General features: G+C 70.9%; 19 protein-coding genes. 17 read left to right on the top strand and 2 right to left on the bottom strand.

Going from position 1 to position 24298, the window contains the following annotated elements; all coding sequences use genetic code 11:
- Window positions 1-22 precede the first annotated feature (22 nt).
- The 16 genes from ACW9TB_RS12530 to ACW9TB_RS12605 all read left to right on the top strand — a co-directional run bounded on the left by ACW9TB_RS12530 (window position 23) and on the right by ACW9TB_RS12605 (window position 16915).
- Window positions 23-1231: a polyamine ABC transporter substrate-binding protein gene (locus ACW9TB_RS12530; RefSeq protein WP_472748140.1), complete on the top strand. Its 1209-nt coding sequence runs from the start codon at window positions 23-25 to the stop codon at window positions 1229-1231.
- A 42-nt stretch (window positions 1232-1273) separates the two neighbouring features.
- On the top strand, window positions 1274-2125 hold the full coding sequence (locus tag ACW9TB_RS12535; RefSeq protein WP_472748141.1) for an ABC transporter permease: 852 nt from the start codon (window positions 1274-1276) through the stop codon (window positions 2123-2125).
- Entirely contained in the window at window positions 2122-2970 is an 849-nt protein-coding gene (locus tag ACW9TB_RS12540) for an ABC transporter permease (RefSeq protein WP_472748142.1), read from the top strand. The genes ACW9TB_RS12535 and ACW9TB_RS12540 overlap by 4 nt, the downstream gene beginning before the upstream one ends.
- A gap of 205 nt (window positions 2971-3175) precedes the next feature.
- Window positions 3176-4570 carry an NAD(P)/FAD-dependent oxidoreductase gene (locus ACW9TB_RS12545; RefSeq protein WP_472748241.1) on the top strand — a complete coding sequence of 465 codons (1395 nt, stop codon included), beginning with the start codon at window positions 3176-3178 and terminating at the stop codon, window positions 4568-4570.
- A gap of 126 nt (window positions 4571-4696) precedes the next feature.
- The gene (locus ACW9TB_RS12550) at window positions 4697-5584 is read left to right on the top strand and encodes an alpha/beta hydrolase (RefSeq protein WP_472748143.1); all 888 of its coding nucleotides are present in this window, start codon (window positions 4697-4699) and stop codon (window positions 5582-5584) included.
- Window positions 5585-5589: 5 nt separating this feature from the next.
- Window positions 5590-6690, top strand: coding sequence for an N-acetylglucosamine kinase (locus ACW9TB_RS12555; RefSeq protein WP_472748144.1), 1101 nt, complete (start codon window positions 5590-5592; stop codon window positions 6688-6690).
- A 365-nt stretch (window positions 6691-7055) separates the two neighbouring features.
- Window positions 7056-8222: a DUF418 domain-containing protein gene (locus tag ACW9TB_RS12560; protein ID WP_472748145.1), complete on the top strand. Its 1167-nt coding sequence runs from the start codon at window positions 7056-7058 to the stop codon at window positions 8220-8222.
- Window positions 8223-8230: 8 nt separating this feature from the next.
- Window positions 8231-8563 (top strand): hypothetical protein, encoded by a 333-nt coding sequence (locus ACW9TB_RS12565; protein ID WP_472748146.1) that lies wholly within the window; start codon window positions 8231-8233, stop codon window positions 8561-8563.
- Window positions 8564-8631: 68 nt separating this feature from the next.
- Complete coding sequence (locus tag ACW9TB_RS12570; RefSeq protein ID WP_472748147.1) at window positions 8632-9828, top strand: cation:proton antiporter; 1197 nt, start codon at window positions 8632-8634, stop codon at window positions 9826-9828.
- A 222-nt stretch (window positions 9829-10050) separates the two neighbouring features.
- Entirely contained in the window at window positions 10051-10221 is a 171-nt protein-coding gene (locus tag ACW9TB_RS12575) for a hypothetical protein (RefSeq protein ID WP_472748148.1), read from the top strand.
- A gap of 155 nt (window positions 10222-10376) precedes the next feature.
- Window positions 10377-11630: a radical SAM protein gene (locus tag ACW9TB_RS12580; protein WP_472748149.1), complete on the top strand. Its 1254-nt coding sequence runs from the start codon at window positions 10377-10379 to the stop codon at window positions 11628-11630.
- Window positions 11631-11697: 67 nt separating this feature from the next.
- On the top strand, window positions 11698-13029 hold the full coding sequence (locus ACW9TB_RS12585; RefSeq protein ID WP_472748150.1) for an amino acid--tRNA ligase-related protein: 1332 nt from the start codon (window positions 11698-11700) through the stop codon (window positions 13027-13029).
- Window positions 13016-13975 carry a hypothetical protein gene (locus ACW9TB_RS12590; RefSeq protein WP_472748151.1) on the top strand — a complete coding sequence of 320 codons (960 nt, stop codon included), beginning with the start codon at window positions 13016-13018 and terminating at the stop codon, window positions 13973-13975. Before ACW9TB_RS12585 ends, ACW9TB_RS12590 begins: the two co-directional genes overlap by 14 nt.
- A complete protein-coding gene (locus ACW9TB_RS12595; RefSeq protein ID WP_472748152.1) occupies window positions 13947-14771 on the top strand; it encodes a hypothetical protein in 825 nt (274 codons plus the stop codon). The genes ACW9TB_RS12590 and ACW9TB_RS12595 overlap by 29 nt, the downstream gene beginning before the upstream one ends.
- 17 nt (window positions 14772-14788) lie before the next feature.
- Window positions 14789-15673 (top strand): radical SAM protein, encoded by an 885-nt coding sequence (locus tag ACW9TB_RS12600; protein WP_472748153.1) that lies wholly within the window; start codon window positions 14789-14791, stop codon window positions 15671-15673.
- A gap of 21 nt (window positions 15674-15694) precedes the next feature.
- Window positions 15695-16915, top strand: a complete 1221-nt coding sequence (locus tag ACW9TB_RS12605) for an MFS transporter (RefSeq protein WP_472748154.1) — start codon at window positions 15695-15697, stop codon at window positions 16913-16915.
- 44 nt (window positions 16916-16959) lie between these two features.
- Here the strand turns inward: ACW9TB_RS12605 and ACW9TB_RS12610 are convergent, their stop codons facing one another.
- Entirely contained in the window at window positions 16960-19161 is a 2202-nt protein-coding gene (locus ACW9TB_RS12610; RefSeq protein WP_472748155.1) for a WD40 repeat domain-containing serine/threonine protein kinase, read from the bottom strand.
- Window positions 19162-19301: 140 nt separating this feature from the next.
- A complete protein-coding gene (locus tag ACW9TB_RS12615; protein ID WP_472748156.1) occupies window positions 19302-21188 on the bottom strand; it encodes a propionyl-CoA synthetase in 1887 nt (628 codons plus the stop codon).
- Between the two features lie 315 nt (window positions 21189-21503).
- Here ACW9TB_RS12615 and ACW9TB_RS12620 point away from each other — a divergent pair, with 315 nt between their 5' ends.
- Window positions 21504-24284 (top strand): AfsR/SARP family transcriptional regulator, encoded by a 2781-nt coding sequence (locus tag ACW9TB_RS12620; RefSeq protein ID WP_472748157.1) that lies wholly within the window; start codon window positions 21504-21506, stop codon window positions 24282-24284.
- The last annotated feature ends 14 nt before the right edge of the window (window positions 24285-24298 follow it).

Here is a 24298-nt window from a genome sequence, read left to right on the forward strand (position 1 = left end):
GAACCCCGCCTTTCTGCGAGGCATGACGCAGAGCCGCTCCGTCACCCGCCGGGACGCCCTTCGCCTCGGCGGGCTGTCGGCCGCCGGACTCGCCCTCGCCGCCTGCGGTGTGCAGGGCAAGAAGGTGGCGGCCGTCCCCCCGAGGGACGCCGTCGCCGAGTACTGGGGCTCCAAGAAGAAGAACGGCACGCTGCGCTTCGCCAACTGGCCGCTCTACATCGACAAGGACGGCAAGCGCTACCCCTCGCTGGAGCTGTTCACCGCCGACACCGGCATCCAGGTGGCCTACCAGGAGGCCATCCAGGACAACAGCACGTTCTTCGGCAAGGTCCAGCCGCTGCTCGCCGCGAACAACGACATCGGCTACGACCTGATGGTGCTGACCAACGGCCTCCAGCTGGGCAAGGCCATCGCGCTGGGCTACCTCGTCCCCCTCGACCACTCCAAGCTGCCGAACTTCGCGGCCAACGCGGGCTCCGCGGTGAAGAACCCCACCTGGGACCCCAACAACGCCCACACCATCCCGTGGACGGTCGGCGTGACCGGCATCGCCTACAACCCCAAGTACGTGGACGAGGTCAAGAGCATCCAAGACCTCTGGAACCCCAAGTACAAGGGCAAGGTCGGCATGATGCTCGACACCCAGGAGGTCGCCAACTTCGGCATGTTCGCCCTGGGCATCGACCCCGACAAGTCCGTCGAGGCCGACTGGAAGAAGGCCGGGGAAAAGCTCAAGGAGCAGCGCGACGCGGGTCTCGTGCGCAAGTACTACGAGAACGACTACGTCGACGCCCTCGCCAGGGGCGACATCTGGATCACCATGGCCTGGTCGGGCGACATCTTCCAGCAGGTCGCCGAGGGCAAGGACCTGAGGTTCGTGGTGCCCGAGGAGGGCGGCACGATCTGGACCGACAACATGTGCATCCCGAAGACCGCGCAGAACCCGGTCGACGCGCTCACCCTGATGGACTACGTCTACCAGCCCAAGATCGCCACGATGCTGGTCGAGTACATCAACTACATCACGCCGGTCTCCTCCGCCAAGGACCTCGTCCTCGCCGACGCCGCCAAGGCGACCGGCGACGAGAAGAAGGCGCTGGAGCAGATCGCCGAGAGTCCGCTGATCTTCCCCTCGGAGACGGACATGGCCAAGCTGAGGTCGTACAAGACGCTGACCTCCGCTGAGGAGAAGGTCTTCGAGGACATCTTCCAGCCCGTCACGCAGGGCTAGGCGGATGAGAGAGCGACTCGGACCGGAAGGGGCCATCGGCCGGTGAAACGCCTCGCCCCCTACCTGCTCATCCTGCCCGGCGGACTCTGGCTCGCGATCTTCCTGGTGGTGCCGATGGTCTTCATGGCCTCGGTGTCCACCCAGGAGGGCAACGTGGTCGACGGATTCGTCCAGACGTTCAACTTCTCGGTGTACGCCGACGCGCTGTCGCAGTACCAGACGCAGTTCCTGCGCTCGGCGGGGTACGGCCTGGCCGCGACCGTGATCTCCATCGCGCTCGCCTACCCGATGGCCTACTGGATCGCCTTCAAGGGCGGCAGCCGCAAGTCCACCTACCTGCTGCTGGTGCTGCTGCCGTTCTTCGTCTCGTTCGTGCTGCGCACGGTGTCGTGGAAGTTCCTGCTCGCCGACGACGGCATGCTGCTGGGGCCGCTGAAGTCGGCCGGGCTGCTGCCCGAGGACTTCCACGTGCTGCAGACGACGTTCGCGGTGATCGGCGGGCTGGTCTACAACTACCTGCCGTTCATGATCCTGCCGATCTACGTCGCGCTGGAGCGGGTCGACCCCAAGGTGGTCGAGGCCGCCCAGGACCTCTACGCGGCCAAGCGCGAGGCGTTCACCAAGGTCGTGCTGCCGCTCTCGCTGCCGGGCGTGTTCGCCGGGGTGCTGATGACGTTCGTCCCGATGACCGCCGACTACGTCAACGCGGGCATCCTCGGCGGCCCGGAGAACACGATGATCGGCAACATCATCCAGACCGAGTATCTGGTCAACAACGACTACCCGACCGCCGCCGCGCTGTCGTTCACGCTGATGGCGGCGATGCTGGTCGGCATCTTCGCCTACGCCAGGGCGCTCGGCACCGAGAACGTCCTGGAGGCGGCGGCCCGATGAGCACCATCGACGTCACGGAGGCCCCGGTGACGAGCGCGCCCGCCGGGCGCGGGTCACCGCGCCGCGGAAAGCGGCTGGGCGACCGGCTGCTCTTCGGCTACGTCTGGCTGATCCTCGCCTGGCTGTTCCTGCCGATCGTCGTCATGATCGTGTTCGGCTTCAACGACACCCAGAGCAAGTCGAACGTGACCTGGCAGGGCTTCACCCTCAAGTGGTGGGGCCGCCTGGACGAGTACCCCGAGCTGCTCAACGCGGTGCGCAACTCCATCTACATCGCCGCCCTCTCCACGGTGGTCACGACGCTGCTCGGCACGCTCATGGGCCTCGCCCTGGGCCGCTACCGGTTCCGCGGGCAGGGCGCCACCAACCTGGTGATGTTCGCCGCGATCGCCTCGCCCGAGCTGGTCATGGGCGCCTCGCTGCTGTCGCTGTTCATCAGCGTCGGCGTGCAGACCGGCTTCGCGACCGTGGTCGTCGCGCACGTGCTGTTCTCGCTCTCCTTCGTGGCGATCACCGTACGGGCCCGGGTGATCGGGCTCGACCGGTCGATCGAGGAGGCGGCGCGCGACCTCGGCGCGTCCACGTGGGTCACGTTCTGGCGGATCACCTTCCCGATGATCCTGCCCGGCGTCGTCTCGGGCGCGCTGCTGGCCTTCGCCCTGTCCATCGACGACTTCGTGATCACCCAGTTCACCAGCGGCGCCACCCAGACGTTCCCGCTGTGGATCTGGGGCGCCACCCGTATCGGGGTGCCGCCTCAGGTCAACGTTCTCGGAACGCTTATATTCGCGGTAGGCGTCGCCATCGCCGTGGTCAACACGGTCACCGCGCGCCGCCGCACGTAGCCGCCGCCGAGCCCCGTGCCCTCACCGGGTGGCACGGGGCTTCGGTGTACCCGGATCCCCGGGTTCCCGGATTCCCGGCGGAAACAGATTCACGGCAGAGAACAGGGAGGCGAGATCGGACTCAGGCGGGGGGAACCCGCGCGTGGTCCTCACGACCACGCGATACACACAAAGACAATTTGACTCACGTAGGGAAGTGAGATTTGTGGATCCGCTGAAGGCTCTTGCTGACGCGGAGCGCAAGCCGTACTGGCTCGACAGTCCGGCGAAACCCGAGCCGCTCGCGCGGCTCTTCGGCGAGACCGGCGCCGATCTGGCGGTGGTCGGCGGTGGCTTCTCGGGGCTCTGGACCGCCCTGATGGCCAAGGAACGCGATCCGTCGCTCGACGTCGTCCTCCTTGAGGGACGCAGGATCGGCTGGGCGGCCTCCGGCCGCAACGGCGGATTCGCGATGGCCACGCTGACCCACGGCATCGCCAACGGGCTGGAGCGCTGGCCCGAGGAGATCTCCACGCTCGAACGCCTCGGCGTCGACAACCTCGACGAGATCGGCGAGGCGGTCGCCGGGTACGGCATCGACTGCGGCTACGAGCGCACCGGCGAGCTGCACGTGGCCACCGAGCCGTGGCAGCTGGAGGAGATGAACCGCAACGTCGGCGTCGCCCGCGACCTGGGCGCCCGCTTCGACGTCCTCGACGGGGAACAGATCCGGGCGGAGGTGAACTCGCCCACGTACATCGGGGGCCACTGGGAGCGCGACGGCTGCGCCATGCTCGACCCCGCCCGGCTGGCCTGGGGGCTCCGGCAGGCCTGCCTCTCGCTGGGCGTGCGCATCTACGAGCGCACGCCGGTACGCACGATGAGGGACACCCCGACGAGCCTGGACCTGATCACCCCGCACGGCAGCGTCAGGGCGCGGCGGGTCGCGCTCGGCACCGGCGTGTTCCAGCCGCTGCTGAGGCGGCTGAGGCACTTCCTGGTGCCCGTCTACGACTACGCGCTGATGACCGAGCCGCTCTCGGACGACCAGCTGGCCTCGGTGGGCTGGCACAACCGGCAGGGGGTCGGCGACGCGGCCAACCAGTTCCACTACTACCGGCTGACCGAGGACAACCGGATCCTCTGGGGCGGTTACGACGCGGTCTACTACAACGGCGGCATGATCAAGCCCGAGTACGAGCAGCGCGACGAGACCTTCGTCAAGCTGGCGGAACACTTCTCCACCACGTTCCCCCAGCTCTCCGGGCTGCGCTTCACCCACAGGTGGGGCGGCGTCATCGACACCTGCAGCCGGTTCAGCGCCTTCTACGGGCAGTCGCACGGCGGGCGCCTGGCCTACGCCGCCGGATACACCGGCATGGGCGTCGGCGCGACCCGGTTCGGGGCGAACGTCATGCTCGACCTGCTCGCCGGAGAGCGGACCGAGCGGACCGAGCTCCGGATGGTCAAGGAGAAGCCCGTCCCGTTCCCGCCCGAGCCGGTCCGCTCGGCCGGGATCCAGATGACCCGCTGGTCGATCGCCCAGGCCGACCTGCACCAGGGCCGCCGCAACCTCTGGCTGCGCACCCTGGACCGGATGGGTCTCGGGTTCGACTCCTAGGGTTCCCAGGGTTCCTGGAGGGTGCCCCAGGCCGTCCCCGTCCTTTCCCGGCCCAGGCCGGACGAGCGGGCGGGGACGGCGGGGTGCCCGTTGGCTTCCGCCGCGCGGTCCGTACAGACTTGGAGCATGTCCGAAAAGGTGAAGTTCACCGCCGGAGGGATCACCCTCTTCGGCGACCTGCGGATCCCGGCGGCGCCGGGCCCGCACCCCGCCCTCGTCCTCACGGGCCCGTTCACCGGCACCCGCGACCAGGTCACCGGCCTGTACGCCGCCCGGCTGGCCGAGGCGGGATACGCGACGCTGGCCTTCGACCACCGCAACTGGGGAGAGTCGGGCGGGGAGCCGCGCAACCACGAGGACGCCCAGGGCAAGCTGGAGGACCTGCGGGCCGCGGTCTCGCTGCTGCGCTCGCGCCCCGAGGTGGACGGCGGCAGGATCGGCGCGGTCGGGATCTGCCTCGGCGGGGGCTACGCGCTCAGGTTCGCCGCGTTCGACCCCAGGGTGAAGGCGTTCGCGGGCATCGCGGGGGCCTACAACAACCCCTACGGGATGCGCGCCGGAATGTCACCCTCGGGGTACCGGGAGGCGCTGGCCTCGTTCACAGCGGTGCTGGAGCGCCAGGACGGGGGTGGTGAGGTGGAATACCTCCCCGCGGTGGCCGAGGAGGGCGAGGCGGCCATGCCGGGCGACGAGCCGTTCGCCTACTACGGCACCTCCAGGGGCGCCTCGGAGCACTGGCGCAACGAGGTCACCCGGGCCTCCGTCCGCGAACTGATCACCCTGGACAACATGACGGGAGCCGACTTCCTGTCGCCCACGCCCGGCCTGATCGTGCACGGCGTGGTCGACCGCTTCTGCTCGCCGGAGGGGGCCGAGGAGGCGTACCGGCGGATGGACGAGCCCAAGAGGCTCGTCTGGCTGGACGCCAGGCTGCACATCGACCTCTACGACGCCGAGCCGCACGTCAGCCGGGCGGTCGAGGCCGTCACCGCGTTCTTCGGCGAGCACCTCTGAACGCGATGTACGTCCTCGGGCTGGACGTCGGCGGGACCTCCTCGCGGGCCCTCCTGCTCGACGCCTCGGGGCGGCGGGCCGGGTACGGCAGGGCACCGGGCGGCAACCCCGCGGCCCACGGCAACGCCGTCGCCGTGGGCAACATCGGCCTGGCGCTGGAGCTCGCCCTGCGCGGGATCGACCCCGGCCTGGTGGCCGGGGCGGTCGTCGGGCTGGCGGGCGGCGGGGCGCTGGACCGGCTGGTCTTCGACCCCATGTGGGCCGCCGCGGGCCTGCGCGTCCCGCCCCGGCTCACCGGCGACCTGGGCATCGCCTTCGCCGCCGGTACGGCCGAACCGCGCGGCACCGCGCTCATCGCCGGGACCGGGGCGATCGCCGCCAGGATCGAGGAAGGCGAGCCGGTGATGATCGCCGACGGGCTCGGCTGGCTGCTGGGCGACCAGGGCTCCGGGTTCTGGCTGGGCAGGGAGGCGGCCGGGGTCGCCGCCCACGCCCTCAGCCGGGGCGACGCGGGCGGCAGGCTCACCCGCCTGGTCGTGGCCGCCCTGCTGGGGGACGAGCCGCTTCCCACCGGCCCCGCCGCATGGCGTTCCCCGGGCGCCCCGGCGGCCGAGGGGTCCGGTGGAGGCCGGCGGGACTCCCCGCCCACCCGGCGCGGGGTCGGCGAGATGGGGCGCGATGGCGCGGGAACGACGGGGACGGGGGAGACGGGGACGGAGGAGATGAGGGCGCTGGCGATCAGGCTGGTGGTCCACGCGCAGTCGCGGCCCCCGCTGGAGCTGGCCCGGCTCGCCCCGCTCGTCAGCCGGGCGGCGGCCGAGGGGGATCCGGCCGCCCTGGAGATCGTGTCCACCGCGGCCCGGCTGCTCTGCGAGACGGTGGCCGAGGTCCGCCGGGCGGGCGAGACGAGCCCGATCGTGCTGGCCGGGAGCGTGCTGACCAGCGAGGGGCCGATCGCCTCCGCCGTACGGGAGAGGCTGGGGCCCTCGACGGTCCTGGCGGGCGACGGCGCGGGGGCCGCGGCCTGGCTGGCCGGCCGGGAGGCGTTCGGCTGGGACCCGGCGACCGCGGCCCGGCTCCACACCCGCGTCGTCTCCGGTGACTGAGCCGGTTTCGTGCTTGTGGTGTTCGGCTCGGTTTTGCGCTTGTGGTGTTCGCGGTGATCAGCCCGGTTTCACGCTTGTGCCCTTCGGGGGCGGCCCGGTTTCATGGTTGTGTCGTTGGCGGTGATCGGGCCGGTTTCGTGTTCGCGTCGTCTCCGGTGATCGGGCCGGTTTCCGTTCCGGTGGTGGTCCGGCTCGTCTCCGCTGTCCGGGTCGGGCCGGGTCTGTCTGGGCCTGTCTGGGCTTTACAGGCGGGGCCGGGCGGGGCGGGTGGGCCGGAGTCCTGGTCCGGTACATACATCGATGTACGTCCCGGATGGGTCTGCGTGACGATGTCCGCGGCCCCGCCGGGCGAGATCGTGGAAGGCGTGACAAGTCGCCGCATCGAAGTGCTCGACCTGCTCAGGGGGATCGCCATCGTCGGCACCCTGGGCACGAACATCTGGATCTTCACCGACCCCGGCGGCCCCGCCGACGTCATCAACGCGCTGGGGCAACCGGGGACCCTGGAGACCTTTTTCCGCTTCCTCACCAACGGCAAGTTCCTCGCGCTGCTCACCCTGCTCTTCGGTGTCGGGCTCGAACTCCAGTACCGCTCGGCCGCGCGCCGTGGGGTGCCGTGGCCCGGCTGGTACCTGTGGCGGGCCGGGCTGCTCTTCGTCGAGGGCCTGATCCACTACCTGCTGATCTTCGAGTTCGACGTGCTCATGGGCTACGCGCTGACCTCGATCATCGTGGCGTACCTGATCGGCAGGAGCGACCGCGTGGTCAAGGCGTGGATGATCACCGTCGGGTCGGTGTTCGCCGCGCTGATCGGCCTGTTCACCGTCGGCATGCTCTCCGGCCAGGCGAGCGTGATCGGGGAGTCTGAGCCGTCCACGCTCTTCACCGACGGCACCTACCCGCAGCAGGTCGCCGCCAGGATCGAGATGATCGGCCTCTACCGGATCGAGATCGTCCTCATCGTCCCGATGGGCATCGTGCTGTTCCTGCTCGGTTCCCGGCTGATGCGCGCCGGGGTGTTCGAGGACTCGGCGCGGGGCGCCACGCTGCGCCGGAGGCTCATGATCGCCGGACTCGCCGTGGCCCTGCCTCTGAACCTGGTCACCGCCTTCGCCGGTCCCGGCTGGTTCCTGGTGGACCGGTACCTGCTGCCCCCGGTGGTGGCGCTGGGCCTGCTCGGCCTCGTCGCGGCCCTCGCCCGGCGGGCGACCGGCGCCCCCGGCGTGCTGAGGCGGGGACTGACCAACGTCGGCCGTACCGCCCTGAGCTCCTACATCTTCCAGAACCTGGTCGCGTCGGCGCTCTGCTACGGCTGGGGGCTCGGCCTGGCCGCGACGTTCGACGACCTGCGGCCGTGGTGGGTCGTGGCGGCCTGGGCGGGCGTCTGCGCGCTCTTCATGACGCTGTCCACACTGTGGCTGCGGCGCTTCGAGCGGGGTCCCGTCGAGACGCTCTGGCAGTGGGCCTACCTGGCGCCTCAGGGTCGTTCGAAGAGGCCTGATAAAATGGCGGAAGTTTCCACCGAACGTTAGGGCATGGTTTGTCGCGGAGGGTCGCCGGTACGGTCGCGGCCCTTCTGCTGTCCCTGATCGCCCTCGTGTACGCCCCGCTGCCGGGGCCCGCGGATCATCCCGCCGCCCCGGGAGCCGCGATCACGCTGGCCAGCGGGGTCGGCTTCGCTCCCGCGACCCCGCACGCACCGGCCTGCGACCCGCTCCCGCCGGGCCCCGGCCTCGCACCGCCCGGCCCCCTGGCGAGGGTCGCGCCCCTGCCCTCCTGGCCGGTCCCGGCCACGCACACCCTGTACGACGACAGCTCTCCCCGGGCGCCCCCGTCAAGCGATCAGCAGAGGTTCTGGCCCGAGATCGCTTGACGGAGGTTTTTCCATGTTCCACGAATGTGTGTTCGCCATGCCCGTGATCGTCCCGGGGGGAGGGCCGAATGGTACTGGGTGACGCTCTCGTCGCGCTCGGCGGCTCCTTCCTCGCCGCCGGGATCATCGCCAGGCTCGGCACCCGGATAGGGCTGCCGACCATCCCCCTGTTCATGCTGGCGGGCATCATCTTCGGCCCGCACACGCCCGGTCTCGCCCTCGTGGAGAACCCGGCGGACCTGAAGGTCATCGCCGCGCTCGGCCTGATCTTCCTGTTGTTCTACCTCGGCCTGGAGTTCTCCCTCGACGACCTGGTGGCGGGAGGCAGGCGCCTGGTGTTCGCCGGGGTCGGCTACATCGTGCTCAACGTCGGGGGCGGCCTGGCCTTCGGGTTCGCCGTCGGCTGGGGGGCCAGGGAGGCCATGGTCCTGGCCGGGGTGATCGGCATCTCCTCCTCGGCGATCGTGACCAAGCTCCTGGTCGACATGGGACGTCTCGGCAACCCCGAGAGCCGCCTCATCCTCGGGATCATCGTCGTCGAGGACGTCTTCCTCGCGCTCTATCTCGCCGTACTGCAGCCGGTTCTCAGCGGCGCCGACAGCTTCGGCGCCGCGGCGATCTCCTTCGGCAGGGCGTTCGCCTTCCTGATCGTGCTGACCGCGCTGGCGCGGTGGGGTACGAGGCTGGTCAACAAGCTCGTCACCACCAGGGACGAGGAACTGCTGGTGGTGATGTTCACCGGCCTGGCGATCTTCACCGCCGGGATCGCCGAGCAGCTGGGCGTCTCCGACGCCATCGGCGCCTTCATGATCGGGCTCATCCTGAGCTCCAGCAGGGCCGCCCCGCGGATCCGGCAGCTCGTCCACCCGCTCAGGGACGCCTTCGCCGCGCTGTTCTTCTTCGCCTTCGGCCTGTCCATCGAGCCGGGGGACATGCTGTCGGTGGCCTGGCCCATCACGATCGCGGTGCTGGTCACGGTGCTGCTCAACGTCGTGGCCGGGGTGCTGGCGGCGAGGCTCAACGCGTTCGGCAGGGTGGAGGCGGTCAACATCTCGCTCACCGTGCTCTCCCGTGGCGAGTTCGCCCTGGTTCTGGCGACCATGGCGCTGGCCGCCGGGCTGGACAGCAGGCTCGCCCCGTTCATCGCCGGATACGTGCTCGTCCTCGCCCTGCTGGGCCCGCTGGTCGCGAGCCGCTCCGAGCAGATCGCTCGGATGCTCCCCGGAGGAGAGCGTGAGGTCGCAGCTCGTCGAGTTGCCGGATAACCGGACTGCGAGCGTGACCGGGCGCGGTGAACATCCCGAATTTCGTTGGGTTTTCAACAATTAACGCCGGAGTCCCGAGAAGTGGCCGGGCGGTGGCGGGAATCCCTCGCTTCTTGGCAGTGATCATTCTTGTGGCGACCATAATCCGTGACCAGGATGATTAATGATCTAGTCCGGAAAGCCGGCAGGCTGTTTCGAGAATTCAATTCACAAGGAGCTGCCATGAAGACCCGTACTATCACCATGGAAGGAGCCGGCGACAGCTGCGCTCGTTCACATCACATGAAGTACGTCGAGCACGAGGACCCTGAGGTGCTGTTCGAGGCGGCCCTCATGGCCGCGCTGGCGGAGGACGAGAAGCTTGTCGCCGATTCGTCGGCCCTCGTCTCCTAAATCACGCTGATGCCGACGGGCGAATTTTTTTCGCCCGTCGGCTCTCTCTTTCGAATGAATTAGCGAGCAAAGCGAGGCTGGGCATGTGGAAAAAAGGCCGCTATATCCATCTCCTTTCCCGAGAGGGGAAGAACATCGCGTTCGACAGCCTCACCATGAACGCGTACGAGCTGGACGAAGGAGAGAGATCCGACCTCGACACCCTGGAGGTGGCACGGCGGCTCACCCCTGAGGAACACGAGCGCCTGAGCCCCCTCATCGACGCCGGGCTCATCGTGCCGGAGGCGGAGGATGTCCCCGGACGGGCGCTCCAGCGGCTGGAGGAGCTGCGCGGGAACAGGAGCCGCGAACGCAGGCCGGGATTCCGCACGCTCAGGATCTCGCTGACCGAGCGCTGCAACATGGCCTGCTCCTACTGCTTCCAGCAGGCGATGTACCCCGAGGCGCAACCCCGGATGTCCATCGAGTGCCTGCGGGCGACCTTCGAGTGGTTCCTGTCCCAGGCCAAGGACGATTCGGTCACGGTCCAGTATTTCGGCGGCGAGCCGTTGCTCGAATGGGACCTGCTGGTCGAGGGCGACCGCCTTCTGCGGGAGGCCGTCGAGGACGGGCGCATCACGGGCTACCGGCAGACGCTCACCAACAACGGGACCCTCATGACCGCCACGCGAGCCGCCTGGCTCGTCGGGCACGGGTTCGACGCCACGTTCAGTTTCGACGGGCCGCCCGAGTTCAACGACCAGCTGCGGGTCCTCAAGAGCGGCAAGGGGACCTTCGAGCGGGCCGCCACGGGCCTGCGCAACTGGGTCGAGGCCGGCGGGGAGGGCGCGATCCTCATGACCGTCACCGCCGCGAACCTCCGGCGGCTGCCGTCCTTCGTCCGCTGGTTCGTCGAGGAGTCGCAGCTGCCGATCTCGGTCATCGGCATCAACTCGCCGCAGCCGGTCGTACGAGGCTGGGAGACCGGGGGCCACGAGCTGGCGCAGGCCGTCTTCGACATCTGGACCTACTGCAACGCCGCAGGCGTCCGCTTCCACGGGCCGGGGACGTTCATCCCCAACCAGATCCGCACCCGGCAGACCCAGGCGGACAGTTGCGTCGACGTCTCCGACCTCAAGGATCCGGCCAGCGCCTGGCCCATCTACGTCAGCGCGGACGGGCGCAGGTCCCTGTGCCTTGTCCACCACAACGATCACCGGGTGGAGGTCCCCGTCACCCAGGACATCAACGACACCGGCCGCAGGTGGCATCTGAGCCAGCCGGTCGTCACCGACTGCGACTCGTGCGTGGCGAGCCAGATCTGCGGCGGCCCGTGCGCTGTGGAGCGGGTCCTGTGGAACGGCGAGCTCAACGCCGACCGCTGCGGGTTCATGCAGGAGATGACGCGGCTCGTCCTCGTCGAAGGCTAGCTCGCGGAAAGGGGCTTCACGCGTGAACTTGATGGCAGGGAGAGACATCACCCTCAGGGGATGGCTCGTGAGAGACAAGGGCGTGCACTATCTGGCGACGTCCCACGGCTGGTACCAACTGGAGAACTGTGACCGGGCGTACCTGACGCGGGCGGGCGTGCGTCCCCACGACGTCGTCGAGGTCTCCGGTCGCCAGCCGGATACGGCGACCGTCGAGGTGAAGGGCGTCAAGCTGCTGCGCCGGGCCCGCGAGGGCGCGCGGTTGCCGTCCTTCGCGGCCCTGCCCCGGACGCTGGTCCACACCGGGGACATGCTGCGCGCCGTGGCCCGCGACTTCCTGCGCGACGAGGGCTTTGTGGAGATCATGCTCCCGAGCCTGTGGACCCGCTCGGAGGAGTACGGCGCCGAGGAACTGGCCGCCAGCCACTCCCAGCTGGCCGTACCGGAAACCCTGCACCTGCTGCAGTCGCCGGAGTTCCCGATGTACACGGCGCTGGCCGAGGGGATGGACAGGTTCTTCACCTTCGGCCGATGCTTCCGGTACGAGACCGACACCGATCCCGCGCACCTGATGGAGTTCGAGCAACTCGACATCGGCATGCCGTTCGCCGACCTCGGCGAGATGGTGGCCCTCACCCAGCGCCTGATCATCGAGCTCGCGGCCGGCGTCCACATCACGATGCGCGAGCAGCAGTTCGTACACGCCAAGCCCGCCGGGACGGGCGGCGGGTATCCGATGTTCGACGCCTCCCCCGACGACCTCATGATGGCGACCCTGCCGGCGAGCTGGACGGACAGCACCTGTGGGCTGGTGGTCCAGCGCCTGCGCGCGCTGGGGGCGAGCGTGGACATCTTCGACCCGGGCGCGGGCGCGGACGGCCGGCGACTGGTCGTGCAGCCTCACGGGCAACTCGCCGAGACGGCCAGGGTGCTCGACTACGTGACCGCGCTGGCCTCCAGCGACCTGGAGTCCATGGCCGCCCTGCAGTGGAACCCGCGCTGGCACTACTACCCGCCCTTCCACTGGAGACAGGGGGAGGGCGCCGACTCCACCCTGCCCGTACGGGGAGTGACCGCGACGCGCCTGCGGGACGCGGAGGGGACGGAGCGTCTCGCCCAGGCCGAGTTGTACATCTGCGGCACGGAGGTCGCCCACGCGAGCGCGAACGCGGATCTCGACGGGTTCCACGAGAACCTCCGTGACGCGAAGACCGAGGGGCTGAGCGAACGCTACGCCTACCTGATCCGCGCGCTCGAGAACGCCCCACCGGGCATGGTGACGTGCGGTGTGGGCTGGGAGCGGCTGGTGTCGCTGCTCGACGGTTCGGGCACCGCCGCGGAGGCCCAGCTCTTCCCCCGGCTGGGCTCCGGATCCTCCCGCTACCGTGACACCCGCTGACGACGGCGCCCGGCCGGCCGCGCTCGCCATGGTGGACACGGTGCGGGACCTGCTCGGGACACCCGCCACGGCGACCGTCGTGCACCGCGGCGCGCACCCGCTCTGGCGGCACGTCGTCCAGGCGCTCACCGGCCGGGGCTGCGATGTCCACGACGTCCGCCTGGACGACGCCGACCAGGAATGGCGCCTTCCCGCGGAGAACACGCGGCCCGGCGGCCTGCTGATCTACCACGATCCGTTCATGGGAGGCGGCCCGCCCGCGTCCGGCGCCATAGCCGCCGTACGGGAACTGGTCCGCACCACGGCGGTGTGCTTCGTCGACTTCCCGCACGGCATCAGGGCACCCGGCCTGGCCGCCCGCCTCGAACAGGTGTACCTCGCGGCCCTGGCCGAGGACGGCGACCTGATGCGCCGCCACGCGCTGGCGGCGCAACGGGCACTGGCCACGGCACACGCGGTGGTGCTCGGCGACGGGACGGGCGGCGAACTCGTCGTCACCCCGCCGTGGACGGTCCACAGCGACTTCACCTACGCCGAGCGGGACCGGCCGATCCTGCAACTGCCTTTGGGAGAGGTGTGGATCGCGTGCGACCCGTCGCGGGTCAACGGCGAGCTGAGCCTCGCGCCGGACGGGCACGAGCGCCGGCCCGTCAAGGTCCCGGTACGGGCAGGCCGGGCGGGAGCGTTCGCCGGGGCACCCCTCGTGGAGATCGGGCTGGGCCTCAACGAGTCGGCCCGCTGGCTGCCCGGCACCTCCCTCGGGGAGAAGGCGTTCGGCCGGGTGCACGTCGGACTGGGCGACAACACCCTGCTCGGTGGTGACGTCGAGGGGAAGTGGCACGCCGATCTCGTGCTGTCGGCGGCGACCGGACTATGGATGGTGAACGCGGATGCGACCAGGACACATCTCAGCGCGCATGTGCGGGACGGCTCTGCGGCTGGCTGACGAACACGGCGGGCGTCTGGCCTCGGTGCGCGAGTTCGTCGGCGGCCTGGCGGAGACACCGCGGCTGACCCCCTACCGCGACGCCCCGGTCGTGTTCGACGAGACCGGCCCGTACACCGCGCCGGTCGTGTCGAATCTGCCCCTCGCCGCCCGCTACCGGGACGTCCGCCTGGCCGAGCTGGCCATGATCGCGCCAGGTTCGGCTGATTTCAGCCTTGTCGGCCGGGCGGACGCCTCAGGGGTCGTCGTCGACGGCGTCCGTGATCGGCGCCTTGACGAGGTGTGGGCCCTGCTCCACGAACGCTTCGGCGCGCTGCCCTGGCCGGCCGTGCACCTGGTGCGGGGGAACCACACCACCCCGCTGGGGCTGTCGCTGCCCTCGATGGTCGTGATCGCCGACGCCTGCCTGCGCCGGCCCGCCACCGCGCGACTGTTGTACGTCGCGCACGAACTCGTGCACCAGTGGCTGGGCAACCTCCTGCTCTTCGCCACGGCGCGGGCGCGTGAGGAGATGGAGGCGTGGGCCGATGCCGTCGTCTGGGCGTGCGCCGCCGGCTCCACACCGCTGCACGAGATCTTCGAGGATCTCTTCCGCGGGTACGAGCGGATGCCGGACGAAGGGCTGCGCCGGCGCGGGCGCCTCGTGCGACGGCTGCGGCCGCTCCTGGACGAGCCCGCCACGTGGCGGCTCCTGCGCGACGACATCGACGGATCCCGGCGGACCATCGCGGCGGACGGCACCCGGGCCGTCATCCGCACATCCCTGACGGCGCGTATGGCGTCCGCGCCGGTTTGAGCTGAGGAGTTCACATCATGTTCCGACGTCAGACCATCATGGTGGCCGACCGCTGCAACCTGGCGTGTACGTACTGCTACTACGAGGTGGGCACTTCCCAGTACATCAAGGCCACCCTCGACGCGGCGCAGTATCGCGCCTGGTTCGAGAGATGCCGGGAGCTCGCGCCGATCGAGCTGATCAGTATCACCGGCGGTGAGCCGCTGCTGCGCGACGACATCCTCGACATCGCACGGGCGGCGACCGAGCTGGCCACCTCCACACTGATCATGACCAATGGCGTCCTGCTGACGAGGGACAAGGTCCGCGCCCTGGCCGATCTGGGCTGCGAGGTGCACGTGAGCATCGACCATGTCTCCACCTCCCTGCCCGACCGCGTCCGCGGAGGCACGCGCCAGGCACTGAAAGGACTCGACCTCCTCAGTGAGACCGGTGCGGGGCAGGTGCTGGTGTCGATGGTCGTCACCGCCAAGAACTGGCGCGACTGCCAGGCGGTGGTGGACTTCTGCGCCGCCCGGGACTTCCGGCTGGAGATCATCCCGGTCGGCGTGGCGTCCACGCACCCCCTCAGCCTGATGACCCTCTCGCAGGACGAGCGGGCCGAGCTGACGGATGCGCTGAACCGCTCCGCCGGGACGCTCGGCAGGCCCGCCTACTACGCGAGGTTCCTGCACTTCCTGAGAACGGGACGGATCCCGGCGATCAACAGCTGTGAAACCGGGGACAGGGGCGTGTTCATCGACTCCGATGGGGAGATCCGGGTCTGCGGTCAGCGCCACGGGGTTTCACTCGGCAACGCCGTGAAGGACGACCCCCGCGACGTGCTCGCGCACCGGAGCACCGAGTTGCTCCGGCAGCGGCCCGGCCCGTGCGTCACGCTGGGATGCCTCATCGATGCGTAGGGCGCCGAGGAAGAAGACGAGATGAACATCATGCGGTCTTACTGGGCGCTCACCGCCGTGGTCGGCTTCGTCGACTTCCTTTTCGGGGCCGGCTACGTGGCGGTGCTCACACAGCGCGGCCTCAGCGGAGGTGAGGTCGGCCTGGCTCTCGCCGTCAGCGGTGTCGTGCTCACCCTGGTGGAACTGCCGAGCGGCGCCTGGGGAGATCGATACGGCCAGCGCCGGGTCCTGACCGTGGGGCTCGCGCTCTGGGGCGCCGCCCTGATCACCTACAGCCTGTCGCACTCCTTCGCCCTGTCGGTGGTGGCCCTGGCCCTGTGGGGAGCGGGCATGGCCGTCTATTCGGGGGCCCCCGTCAGCCTGGTCGTGGCCCGGCTGAGGAGCGATGGCCTCGAAGACCGGATCCCCGCGGCCGTCCGGGGCGCCCAGGTCGCCAGATGGTCGGCGGCGACGGCCGGCGCGGGAGCGTCCTTCGGCCTGGTCCGGGTCGTCGACCCCGGCACCGTGATAGCCGCCGGTGGGATCGTGATGCTCCTCGCCGTCGCCTGGATCCGGGTGACCTGGCCGGAGTCGGCGCTGCACGGTGAGGGAACCGTCCGGCAGCGCATCAAGGACGGCCTGCGCCAGGCGTGCGCTCCGCCCCTGGTGGGGCTCCTGCTCGTGAGCTCGCTGGCGATGGTGCCGTTCCAGCTCATGGTGATGGGCTGGCAGCCCGCGGCCACCGAGCTCAACGCCGTCCCCCTCGGCAATCTGGGGCTGTTGCTGCTCGTCTACTCCGGTGCCGCGGCCCTGGGGGCGTGGCTGATCAAGTATGTGCCCTGGGCCGCCGCCCCCGCCCCCATCACCGGGCTGATCATCCTGATGGCGCTCGCGCTGAGCGCCGCGGCCCTGGCGGGCGGGGTCCTGCAGTACGCCGGCTTCGTCATCGCCGAGCTGACCTGCGGGCTGATGCTGACCGCGGTCGCGACCGTCCAGCAGCAGTCGTTCCCGGACGAGTTCCGTAACACCCTCACCTCCAGCTTCAGCACGGTCAGCGGTCTGGCCTCCGCGGCGGCCGCCTTCCTGTTCGGGCTGGTGTGGGAGCGGGCCGGTGTCGGTCCCGCGCTCGCGTGGTGTTCGATCGGCGCGGCGGTCCTCGCACTGGGCGCGCTGCTTCTCACCCGCCGTTCCCGCGGACCGGGACCTCCTCACGGGTCGCGCCGACCGGCCGGTGCGGCGGCAGGTCCGGCAGGCGGGCCCTGAGGTCCCGCGGCACCACGTCCACGACGGAGACCGCGTCCGGCCACCTAGGCTCCCGCCCCGGTGGCCTCCCGGCCCGGAGCCCGCCCGCCGCGGCGCCGCAGGACCACCACCGCTCCCAGCGCCGCCACGACGAGCACGCCCGCTCCGGCGAGCCACGGCCACGGAACGGTCGTGCCCGTCCCGGCCGACGAGGAGGTGTCCCACAGGATCACCGTCGTGTCGTCCCCGGTGGTGGCGAGGAGCTTGCCGTCGGGGCTGTAGGCGAGCGACCACACCGACCCGGTGTGGCGGGTGAGCGGGTCGCCGACCGGCCGCCAGGTCGCCGTGTCCCACAGCCGGACGACGGAACCGGTGCCCACGGCGAGGGTGCCGCCGTCCGGGCTGAACGCGAGAGTGTGGATCTCGCCCGGATTGCCGGTGAGCGGGGAACCGATCCGTCGGCGGGTCGCCGTGTCCCACACGATCGCCGTCCTGTCGCTGCTGCCGGTGGCGAGGGTTTTGCCGTCGGGGCTGTAGGCGACCGACAGCACCGATCCGGTGTGGCCGGTGAGTGGATCACCGATCGGCTGCCAGGTCGCCGTGTCCCACAGGATCGCCGCCATGTTGTCGCCGACGGTGGCGAGGGTTTTGCCGTCGGGGCTGAACGCGACCGCCTGCACCCAGTCGTTGTGGGCGGTGAGCGGGCCGCCGATCGGCTGCCAGGTCGCCGTGTCCCACACGATCACGGTCTTGTCGCTGCTGCCGGTGGCGAGGGTCTTGCCGTCCGGGCTGAAGGCGACCGCCTCCACCCAGTTGGTGTGGCCGGTGAGCGGGTCGCCGACAGGCTGGCGGGTCCGCGTGTCCCACAGGAGCACCGTGTGGTCGCCGGGGTCGGTCCCCTCATTGTTGCTGCCGCCACTGGCCAGGAGCCCGCCGTCCGGGCTGAACGCCATCGCCTGCACCGCCCTGGTGTGGCCTTTCATCGGATCGCCGACGGGACGCCGGGTCCGCGTGTTCCACATGATCAGCTCGCCGTCACCGCCGCCGCTGGCCAGCGTCTCGCCGTCGGGGCTGAACGCCACCGTGTTCACCGTTTCCGTGTGCCCCCTGAGCTGGGCGACGGCGGTCACTTTCGCGGGACCCGTCTCTGGCCGGAGCAGGTAGCCCAGCGTGGCGGCGGTGACCAGGAGAGCCGCGGCCACGACGATCGCCGGGCGGAGCCGGTTCCGGGGGGCGCGTACCGAGGTCTTCGTGGACGCGAGCGCGGGCGGGGCGGCGGGCGACACGGCGGTGAGCGGCAGGGTGACGGGCCGCTCCTCCCGGCCTGCGGTGACGTACGGCGCGGTCGGCGAGGGGGGAGGGGGCGGTGTGGGGAGAGCGGGACGGTCGGCGATCCGGGTCTCGGCGTCGTCTGGCCTCGGTCCTGCGGGGGACTCATCGAGGGCCGGGGCGGCGGCGATCTCGGCGAGCAGGCCCGCGGCCTGGGGGCCGGTGAGGCGGCGGGCGGGCTCCTTGCGCAGCAGCCCCTCCAGGAGGGGCGCCAGCGGACCGGCGTGCACGAACGGGGCGGGCGGCCGGGTGACGATCGAGACGTATATCGATCCGTGCGTCGTCCCGCTGAACGGCCGGTGGCCCTCGACGGCGGCGTACAGGGTGGCGCCCAGCGACCACAGGTCCGACGCCGCGGTCGCGGGGTGGCCGTTGATCTGCTCGGGAGCGATGAAGGCCGGGGTGCCCAGGGTGACACCGGCGCCGGTGAGGGTGACGTCCCCCTCGACGGTGGCGATCCCGAAGTCGGTCAGCACGACCCGCTCACCTTCGAGCAGGACGTTGGCGGGCTTGATGTCGCGGTGGGTGATCCCGGCGGCGTGCGCGACCGCCAGCGCCGCCAGGATCTGCCCGCCGATCGCCGCCACCCGCTGGGGCGGCAGGCGTCCCCGGGTTCGCAGCACCTCGTCCAGCGAGGGCCCGTCGATGATCTCTGTCACGATCCACGGGCGGCCGTCGGCCTCGACGACATGGTCGTGGACGGTGATGATCGCCGGATGCTTCAGCCGCGCCGCGGCCCGGGCCTCACGCTGCATCCGTTTGTAGAGCGTCTCGCGGGCGGGAACGTCCAGGTGGTCGGGGAGGATGAGCTCCTTGATCGCCACCTGGCGGTGCAGGCTCTCGTCCCGCGCCCGCCACACCGTGCCCATCCCGCCGCGGCCCAGCACGTCCATCAGCCGATATCGCCCAGCGACCAGCCTGCCCGCGTCATTCGCCACAAAGAGACTTTAACGACGTCATAGTGCCGTAAGCGGAAAGAAGGAACTGATTGTGACCGTGATGATGCCGAGCGTGGATCGGGCATCGCGTGAATTCCCAGGAAAAGCCGGGGTGACGTCGGGGAATTCCCGGCCGCCTTCTAGCCGTCCTCGGCGGGGTGGCGGCCGATGATGGGGCGCAGCGCGTCCAGCACCGTCGCGTCCTCGATGGTTGAGGGGACGGGCTCCTCGGCGCCCTCCGCGATGCCGCGCATGGTCTTGCGCAGGATCTTCCCCGACCGGGTCTTCGGCAGGGCCGGGACCACGTCCACCTGCCGGAAGGCCGCGACGGCGCCCACCTGCTCGCGGACGGCCAGGACCAGCTCGGCCCGCAGGGTCTCCGGGTCGATCTCCGTCCCGCTCTTCAGCACCACGAAGCCGCGCGGCACCTGCCCCTTCAGCTCGTCGGCGACCCCGATGACCGCGCACTCGGCCACCGCCGGATGCGCGGCCAGCACCGCCTCCATGGATCCGGTCGACAGCCGGTGCCCGGCCACGTTGATCACGTCGTCGGTACGGCCCATCACGAACAGGTAGCCGTCCTCGTCGAGGTGGCCGCCGTCACCGGTCAGGTAGTAGCCGGGGAAGGCCGACAGGTAGGACCTCACGTAGCGCTCGTCGTCCTGCCAGAGCGTGGGCAGCGTGCCGGGCGGGAGCGGGAGCCGGATGCAGATCGCCCCCTCCTCGCCGGGGGCGCACTCGTCGCCCGAGGGGCGCAGCACGCGCACGTCGTATCCGGGGACGGGCACGGTGGGGGAGCCCGGCTTGACCGGCATGGGCTCCAGCCCGCGCAGGTTGGCGGCGACGGGCCAGCCGGTCTCGGTCTGCCACCAGTGGTCGACGACCGGCACGCCCAGCCTTCCCGCCGCCCAGTGGTAGGTGTCGGGGTCCAGGCGTTCCCCGGCCAGGAACAGCGTGCGCAGCGACGAGATGTCGTACCCGCCGAGCAGGGCCGCCTCGGGGTCGGCCTTCCTGATGGCGCGGAACGCGGTCGGCGCGGTGAACAGCGCGGTCACCCGGTGCTCGGCGATCACCCGCCAGAACGCGCCCGCGTCGGGGGTGCCGACCGGCTTGCCCTCGTACAGCACGGTCGTGGCGCCGCGCAGCAGCGGCCCGTACACGATGTAGGAGTGCCCGACGACCCAGCCGACGTCGGAGGCCGCCCAGAACACCTCGCCCGGCGCGATGTCGTAGACGTTGGCCATGCTCCACAGCAGCGCCGCCGCGTGCCCGCCGTTGTCGCGCACCACGCCCTTCGGCAGGCCGGTGGTGCCGCTGGTGTAGAGGATGTAGAGCGGGTCGGTCGCCCGCACCGGCACGCATTCGGCGGGTTCGGCCTTCGCGCTCGCCCAGTCGACGTCGCGTCCCTCCACCAGCTCGGCGGGGGCCTGCTCGCGCTGGAGGATCACGCAGTGCGCGGGCGCGTGCGAGGCCAGGCCGAGCGCGGCGTCCAGCATCGGCTTGTACGGCACCACGCGGGCGGGCTCGATCCCGCAGGAGGCCGACACGACCACCTTGGGACGCGCGTCGTCGATCCTGGCCGCCAGTTCCCTGGGCGCGAACCCGCCGAACACCACCGAGTGCACCGCCCCCAGCCGCGCGCACGCCAGCATGGCGATCACCGCCTCGGGCACCATCGGCATGTAGACCACCACCCGGTCGCCGTGCTCCACCCCCAGCGACCGCAGCACCCCGGCGAACCTCGCGACCTCGTCGCGCAGCTCGGCGTACGTGTAACGCCTGCCGGTGCCCGTCACCGGGCTGTCGTGGATCAGCGCGACCCGGTCGCCGTACCCCGCCTCGACGTGCCGGTCCAGCGCGTTGTGGCAGGTGTTCAGCTCCCCGTCGGGAAACCACCGGTAGAAGGGCGGCGCCCCGGCGTCCAGCACCTCGCGCGGCGGCCTGCTCCAGGTGACCGCCTCGGCGGCCTCGGCCCAGAAGTCCTCGGGATCGGCGATGCTGCGGGCGAAGGCGTCAGCGTACGACATCAGGCCATCATGCTCTTTCCCGGACTCCCGGGTCGAGGCCCCTCTCCGGCCTTCGCGTACGAAGAACGACTCCCGATGAAACCAGGGCGCCCGCCACTCCCGGCCAGGAACCCGGGATCCGACCCGGGCTCTCGTTTCCCGGTGCGGTTTGTGCGGCACGCGGTGAGTTCGCAGGTCAGGCATTTCGTGACGGCCTTCGAACCGGGGCGGGGGTTTATTTCCCCGGGATCTTGTGGCTAGGCTCCGGTGGTAAGTGGTCGACACGGTTGCGGAGCGGGTGTGACTGAGGGAACCTTCATTCGCCTTCTTGGGCCCGTGACGGGATCCCAGGACGGGATGGATCTCAACCTCGGCCCGCCGCGTCAACAGGCGATCATGGCCGTGCTGGCCCTGCCCCCCGGGCGAGTGGTGGCGCCGAGCCAGTTGATCGACGCCCTGTGGGGTGACGGGCCGCCCTCCACCGCGTCGCAGAGCGTCTACACCTATGTCGCGGGCCTGCGGCGGGCGCTCGAACCCGGCCGGGGCCGCCACGAGCACTCCACCCTGCTGGCCCGTACCGCGGCCGGCTACATACTTCGGCTGCATCCCCGGCAGACCGACGTGGGCGCCTTCGCCGACCACATGGACGCCTCCCGCCGTTCCCAGGACTCGGGGGACCTCGAAGGCGAGCTGCGCTGCCTCGACCTGGCGCTGCGGCTGTGGAACGGCCAGGCGCTGGCGGGGATTCCCGGCCCGTTCGCGGAGTCCGAGCGCGCGGGCCTGCACGAAGGCCGCCTCGCCGCCCTGGAGCGGCGCGCCGAGGTGCTCCTGGGCCTGTCACGGCCGAAGGAGGCGATCCCCTTCCTCCAGGATCTGACACGTCAGCACCCTCTTCGCGAGAAGGTCCGCGAGCTGCTCATGCTCGCGCTGCACCGATGCGACCGCCAGGCGGAGGCCCTGGAGGTGTTCGAGGAGGGACGGCGGATCCTGTCGGAGGAGCTGGGCGTGGACCCCGGCCCGGGGTTGCGCGCCTGCCACCGGCGCATCTTTCACCTCGCCGCCGAGACGCGGCCGCCGCCGCCACGTCAGCTGCCCTCCGACCTGATCGGGTTCGTCGGCCGCGTCGAGGAGTCCGTCCGGCTGCGGGCGGTGCTCACTCCCCGGGACGGCGCCGTCCCGCCGCCGCTGGTCGTGGTGTCCGGCGCCCCCGGCATCGGCAAGTCCGCTCTGGCCGTACGGATCGCGCACCAGGTCAAGGACCGTTTTCCGGACGGGCAGCTGTTCGTCAACCTCAGGGGGGCGACGCCGGGCGTGCCCCATCTGTCGGCCCATGAGGTGCTGGGCCGGTTCCTGCGCGCGCTGGGCGTGCCGCCCCAGGCGGTGCCGTCGGACGTGGACGAGGCCGCGGCCCTGTGGCGCAGCCGGCTGCACGCCAAACGCATGCTGGTGGTGCTGGACGACGCGGTCGACCTCGGCCAGATCCAGCCGCTGCTGTCGGCGCCCCACGGCACGTGCCTGCTGGTGACCAGCCGGGAGAGCATGGTCTCCGGCGACGACTGCGTCCAGCGGCGCCTGAGCCGGATGTCGCACGCCGAGGCCGTCGCCGTGCTGGCCAAGCTGGCCGGTGCCGAACGGGTCGCCGCGGACCCTGGCGCGACGGCGGACCTGGTCCGGTTGTGCGACGGACTGCCGCTGGCACTGCGCATCGCCGGGGCGCGGCTGACCGGCCGCCCGGACTGGCCGGTGTCGGCACTGGTCGCCCGGCTGCGCGACGAGCGGGGGCGGCTGCACGAGCTGGAGGCCGGTGACCTGGCGGTCCGCTCCAGCCTGTCGGCCAGCTGGCAGTCGCTGCGCGACAGCGCTCGTCAGTCCAGCCGGTCGGCCGCGCGGGCGCTGGCTCTCCTCGGCCTGCTGCACGTGCACGACATCACGGCCGAGGTGGCCGCCGCCCTGCTCGGCACACCGGTGCCGGAGGCCGAGCGCGCCCTGGAGCGGCTGGTGGACGCCCACCTGCTCGACCGCGACCGCCCCGGCCACTACCAGCCGCACGACCTGGTCCGGCTCTACGCCACCGAACTGGCCTGCCAGCTCCCCTCGCGTGAGCCCCTGCGCGCCGCGCTGCGCTACTACACGCTCTCGGCACAGCACGCCAGCGCGGTCCGGGACCCGCACCGGGTTCAGCCCGCCGCCCCCGACATCGGCTCCGGCCCGTCCTCCGTCCTCCCTCACCAGGTGACCGGTGCCGACGAGGCGGCGGCGTGGCTCGCGGACGAGGAGGCGAACCTGACGGCCGCCGCCACGCAGGCCATGACCGACGCCGACCCGGAGATCGCCCGGCTCGGCGTGGCGATCGCCTTCGGCCTGATGTGGCACCAGCGCTTCGGCCATCGGACGAACGACCTCATCTCCCTCAACCAGCAGGCACTGAACGTGAGCCGGCGCCTGGACGACGAGGCGATCGCCGCCGAGGCCCTCGGCCACGTGGCGGGCGGACTGCAGGCGCGGCGGCAGCTGGACGAGGCCGCCGCGTACATGGAGAGACAGCTGACGCTGTGCGCGAAACGGGAGGACCTCTTCGGCGAGCAGCGCGCGCTGGGCAACCTGGCCAACCTCCACGTCCAGTGGAAGCGCTACGACCGGGTCCTGTACTACGCCGAGTGCCAGCTCCGCATAGCCCGGCGGATCGGCAGCGCGGTGGGCGTACGCTACGCCCTCATCATTAAAGGCACCGCCCACCAGGAACTGGGCGGTGTGCGGGAGGCGGCGCGGGCACTGACCGAGGCGCTGGAGAACGCCGAGCGCGAGGGCGACCTCACCCATCAGGGCACCGTCCACAGGATCCTCGGCGAGCTGCACCTGCGGGACAACGACCCGAAGGCCGCGCGGCACCACCTGGAGGCGGCCCTGGCACTGCTGCGTACGACCGACTACCTCATCGGCCAGCTGCACTGTCTCACCTGGCTGTCGCGGGCCTGCCGGCTGCTGGGCCGGCTCGACGACGCCCTCGGCTTCGTCTCCGAGGCGACGACCCTCGCCGAGCGGCTGGGCAACGAGGAGTGGGAGCGTCAGGCGCGGGCGGAGCAACGGGCGGTGCACGAGGCGCGGGAACGTCCCTGACGCGCTTCGAGGTC

The sequence above is a fragment of the Streptosporangium sp. H13245 genome (assembly GCF_055690525.1).

What these genes read in the sequence shown, in the direction of transcription:
- ACW9TB_RS12530 (WP_472748140.1), top strand. Translation starts at nt 23, where the DNA reads ATGACGCAGAGCCGCTCCGTCACCCGCCGGGACGCCCTTCGCCTCGGC.
- ACW9TB_RS12540 (WP_472748142.1), top strand. Translation starts at nt 2,122, where the DNA reads ATGAGCACCATCGACGTCACGGAGGCCCCGGTGACGAGCGCGCCCGCC.
- ACW9TB_RS12550 (WP_472748143.1), top strand. Translation starts at nt 4,697, where the DNA reads ATGTCCGAAAAGGTGAAGTTCACCGCCGGAGGGATCACCCTCTTCGGC.
- ACW9TB_RS12555 (WP_472748144.1), top strand. Translation starts at nt 5,590, where the DNA reads ATGTACGTCCTCGGGCTGGACGTCGGCGGGACCTCCTCGCGGGCCCTC.
- ACW9TB_RS12570 (WP_472748147.1), top strand. Translation starts at nt 8,632, where the DNA reads ATGGTACTGGGTGACGCTCTCGTCGCGCTCGGCGGCTCCTTCCTCGCC.
- ACW9TB_RS12575 (WP_472748148.1), top strand. Translation starts at nt 10,051, where the DNA reads ATGAAGACCCGTACTATCACCATGGAAGGAGCCGGCGACAGCTGCGCT.
- ACW9TB_RS12580 (WP_472748149.1), top strand. Translation starts at nt 10,377, where the DNA reads ATGAACGCGTACGAGCTGGACGAAGGAGAGAGATCCGACCTCGACACC.
- ACW9TB_RS12595 (WP_472748152.1), top strand. Translation starts at nt 13,947, where the DNA reads ATGTGCGGGACGGCTCTGCGGCTGGCTGACGAACACGGCGGGCGTCTG.
- ACW9TB_RS12600 (WP_472748153.1), top strand. Translation starts at nt 14,789, where the DNA reads ATGTTCCGACGTCAGACCATCATGGTGGCCGACCGCTGCAACCTGGCG.
- ACW9TB_RS12605 (WP_472748154.1), top strand. Translation starts at nt 15,695, where the DNA reads ATGAACATCATGCGGTCTTACTGGGCGCTCACCGCCGTGGTCGGCTTC.
- ACW9TB_RS12615 (WP_472748156.1), bottom strand. Translation starts at nt 21,188, where the DNA reads ATGTCGTACGCTGACGCCTTCGCCCGCAGCATCGCCGATCCCGAGGAC.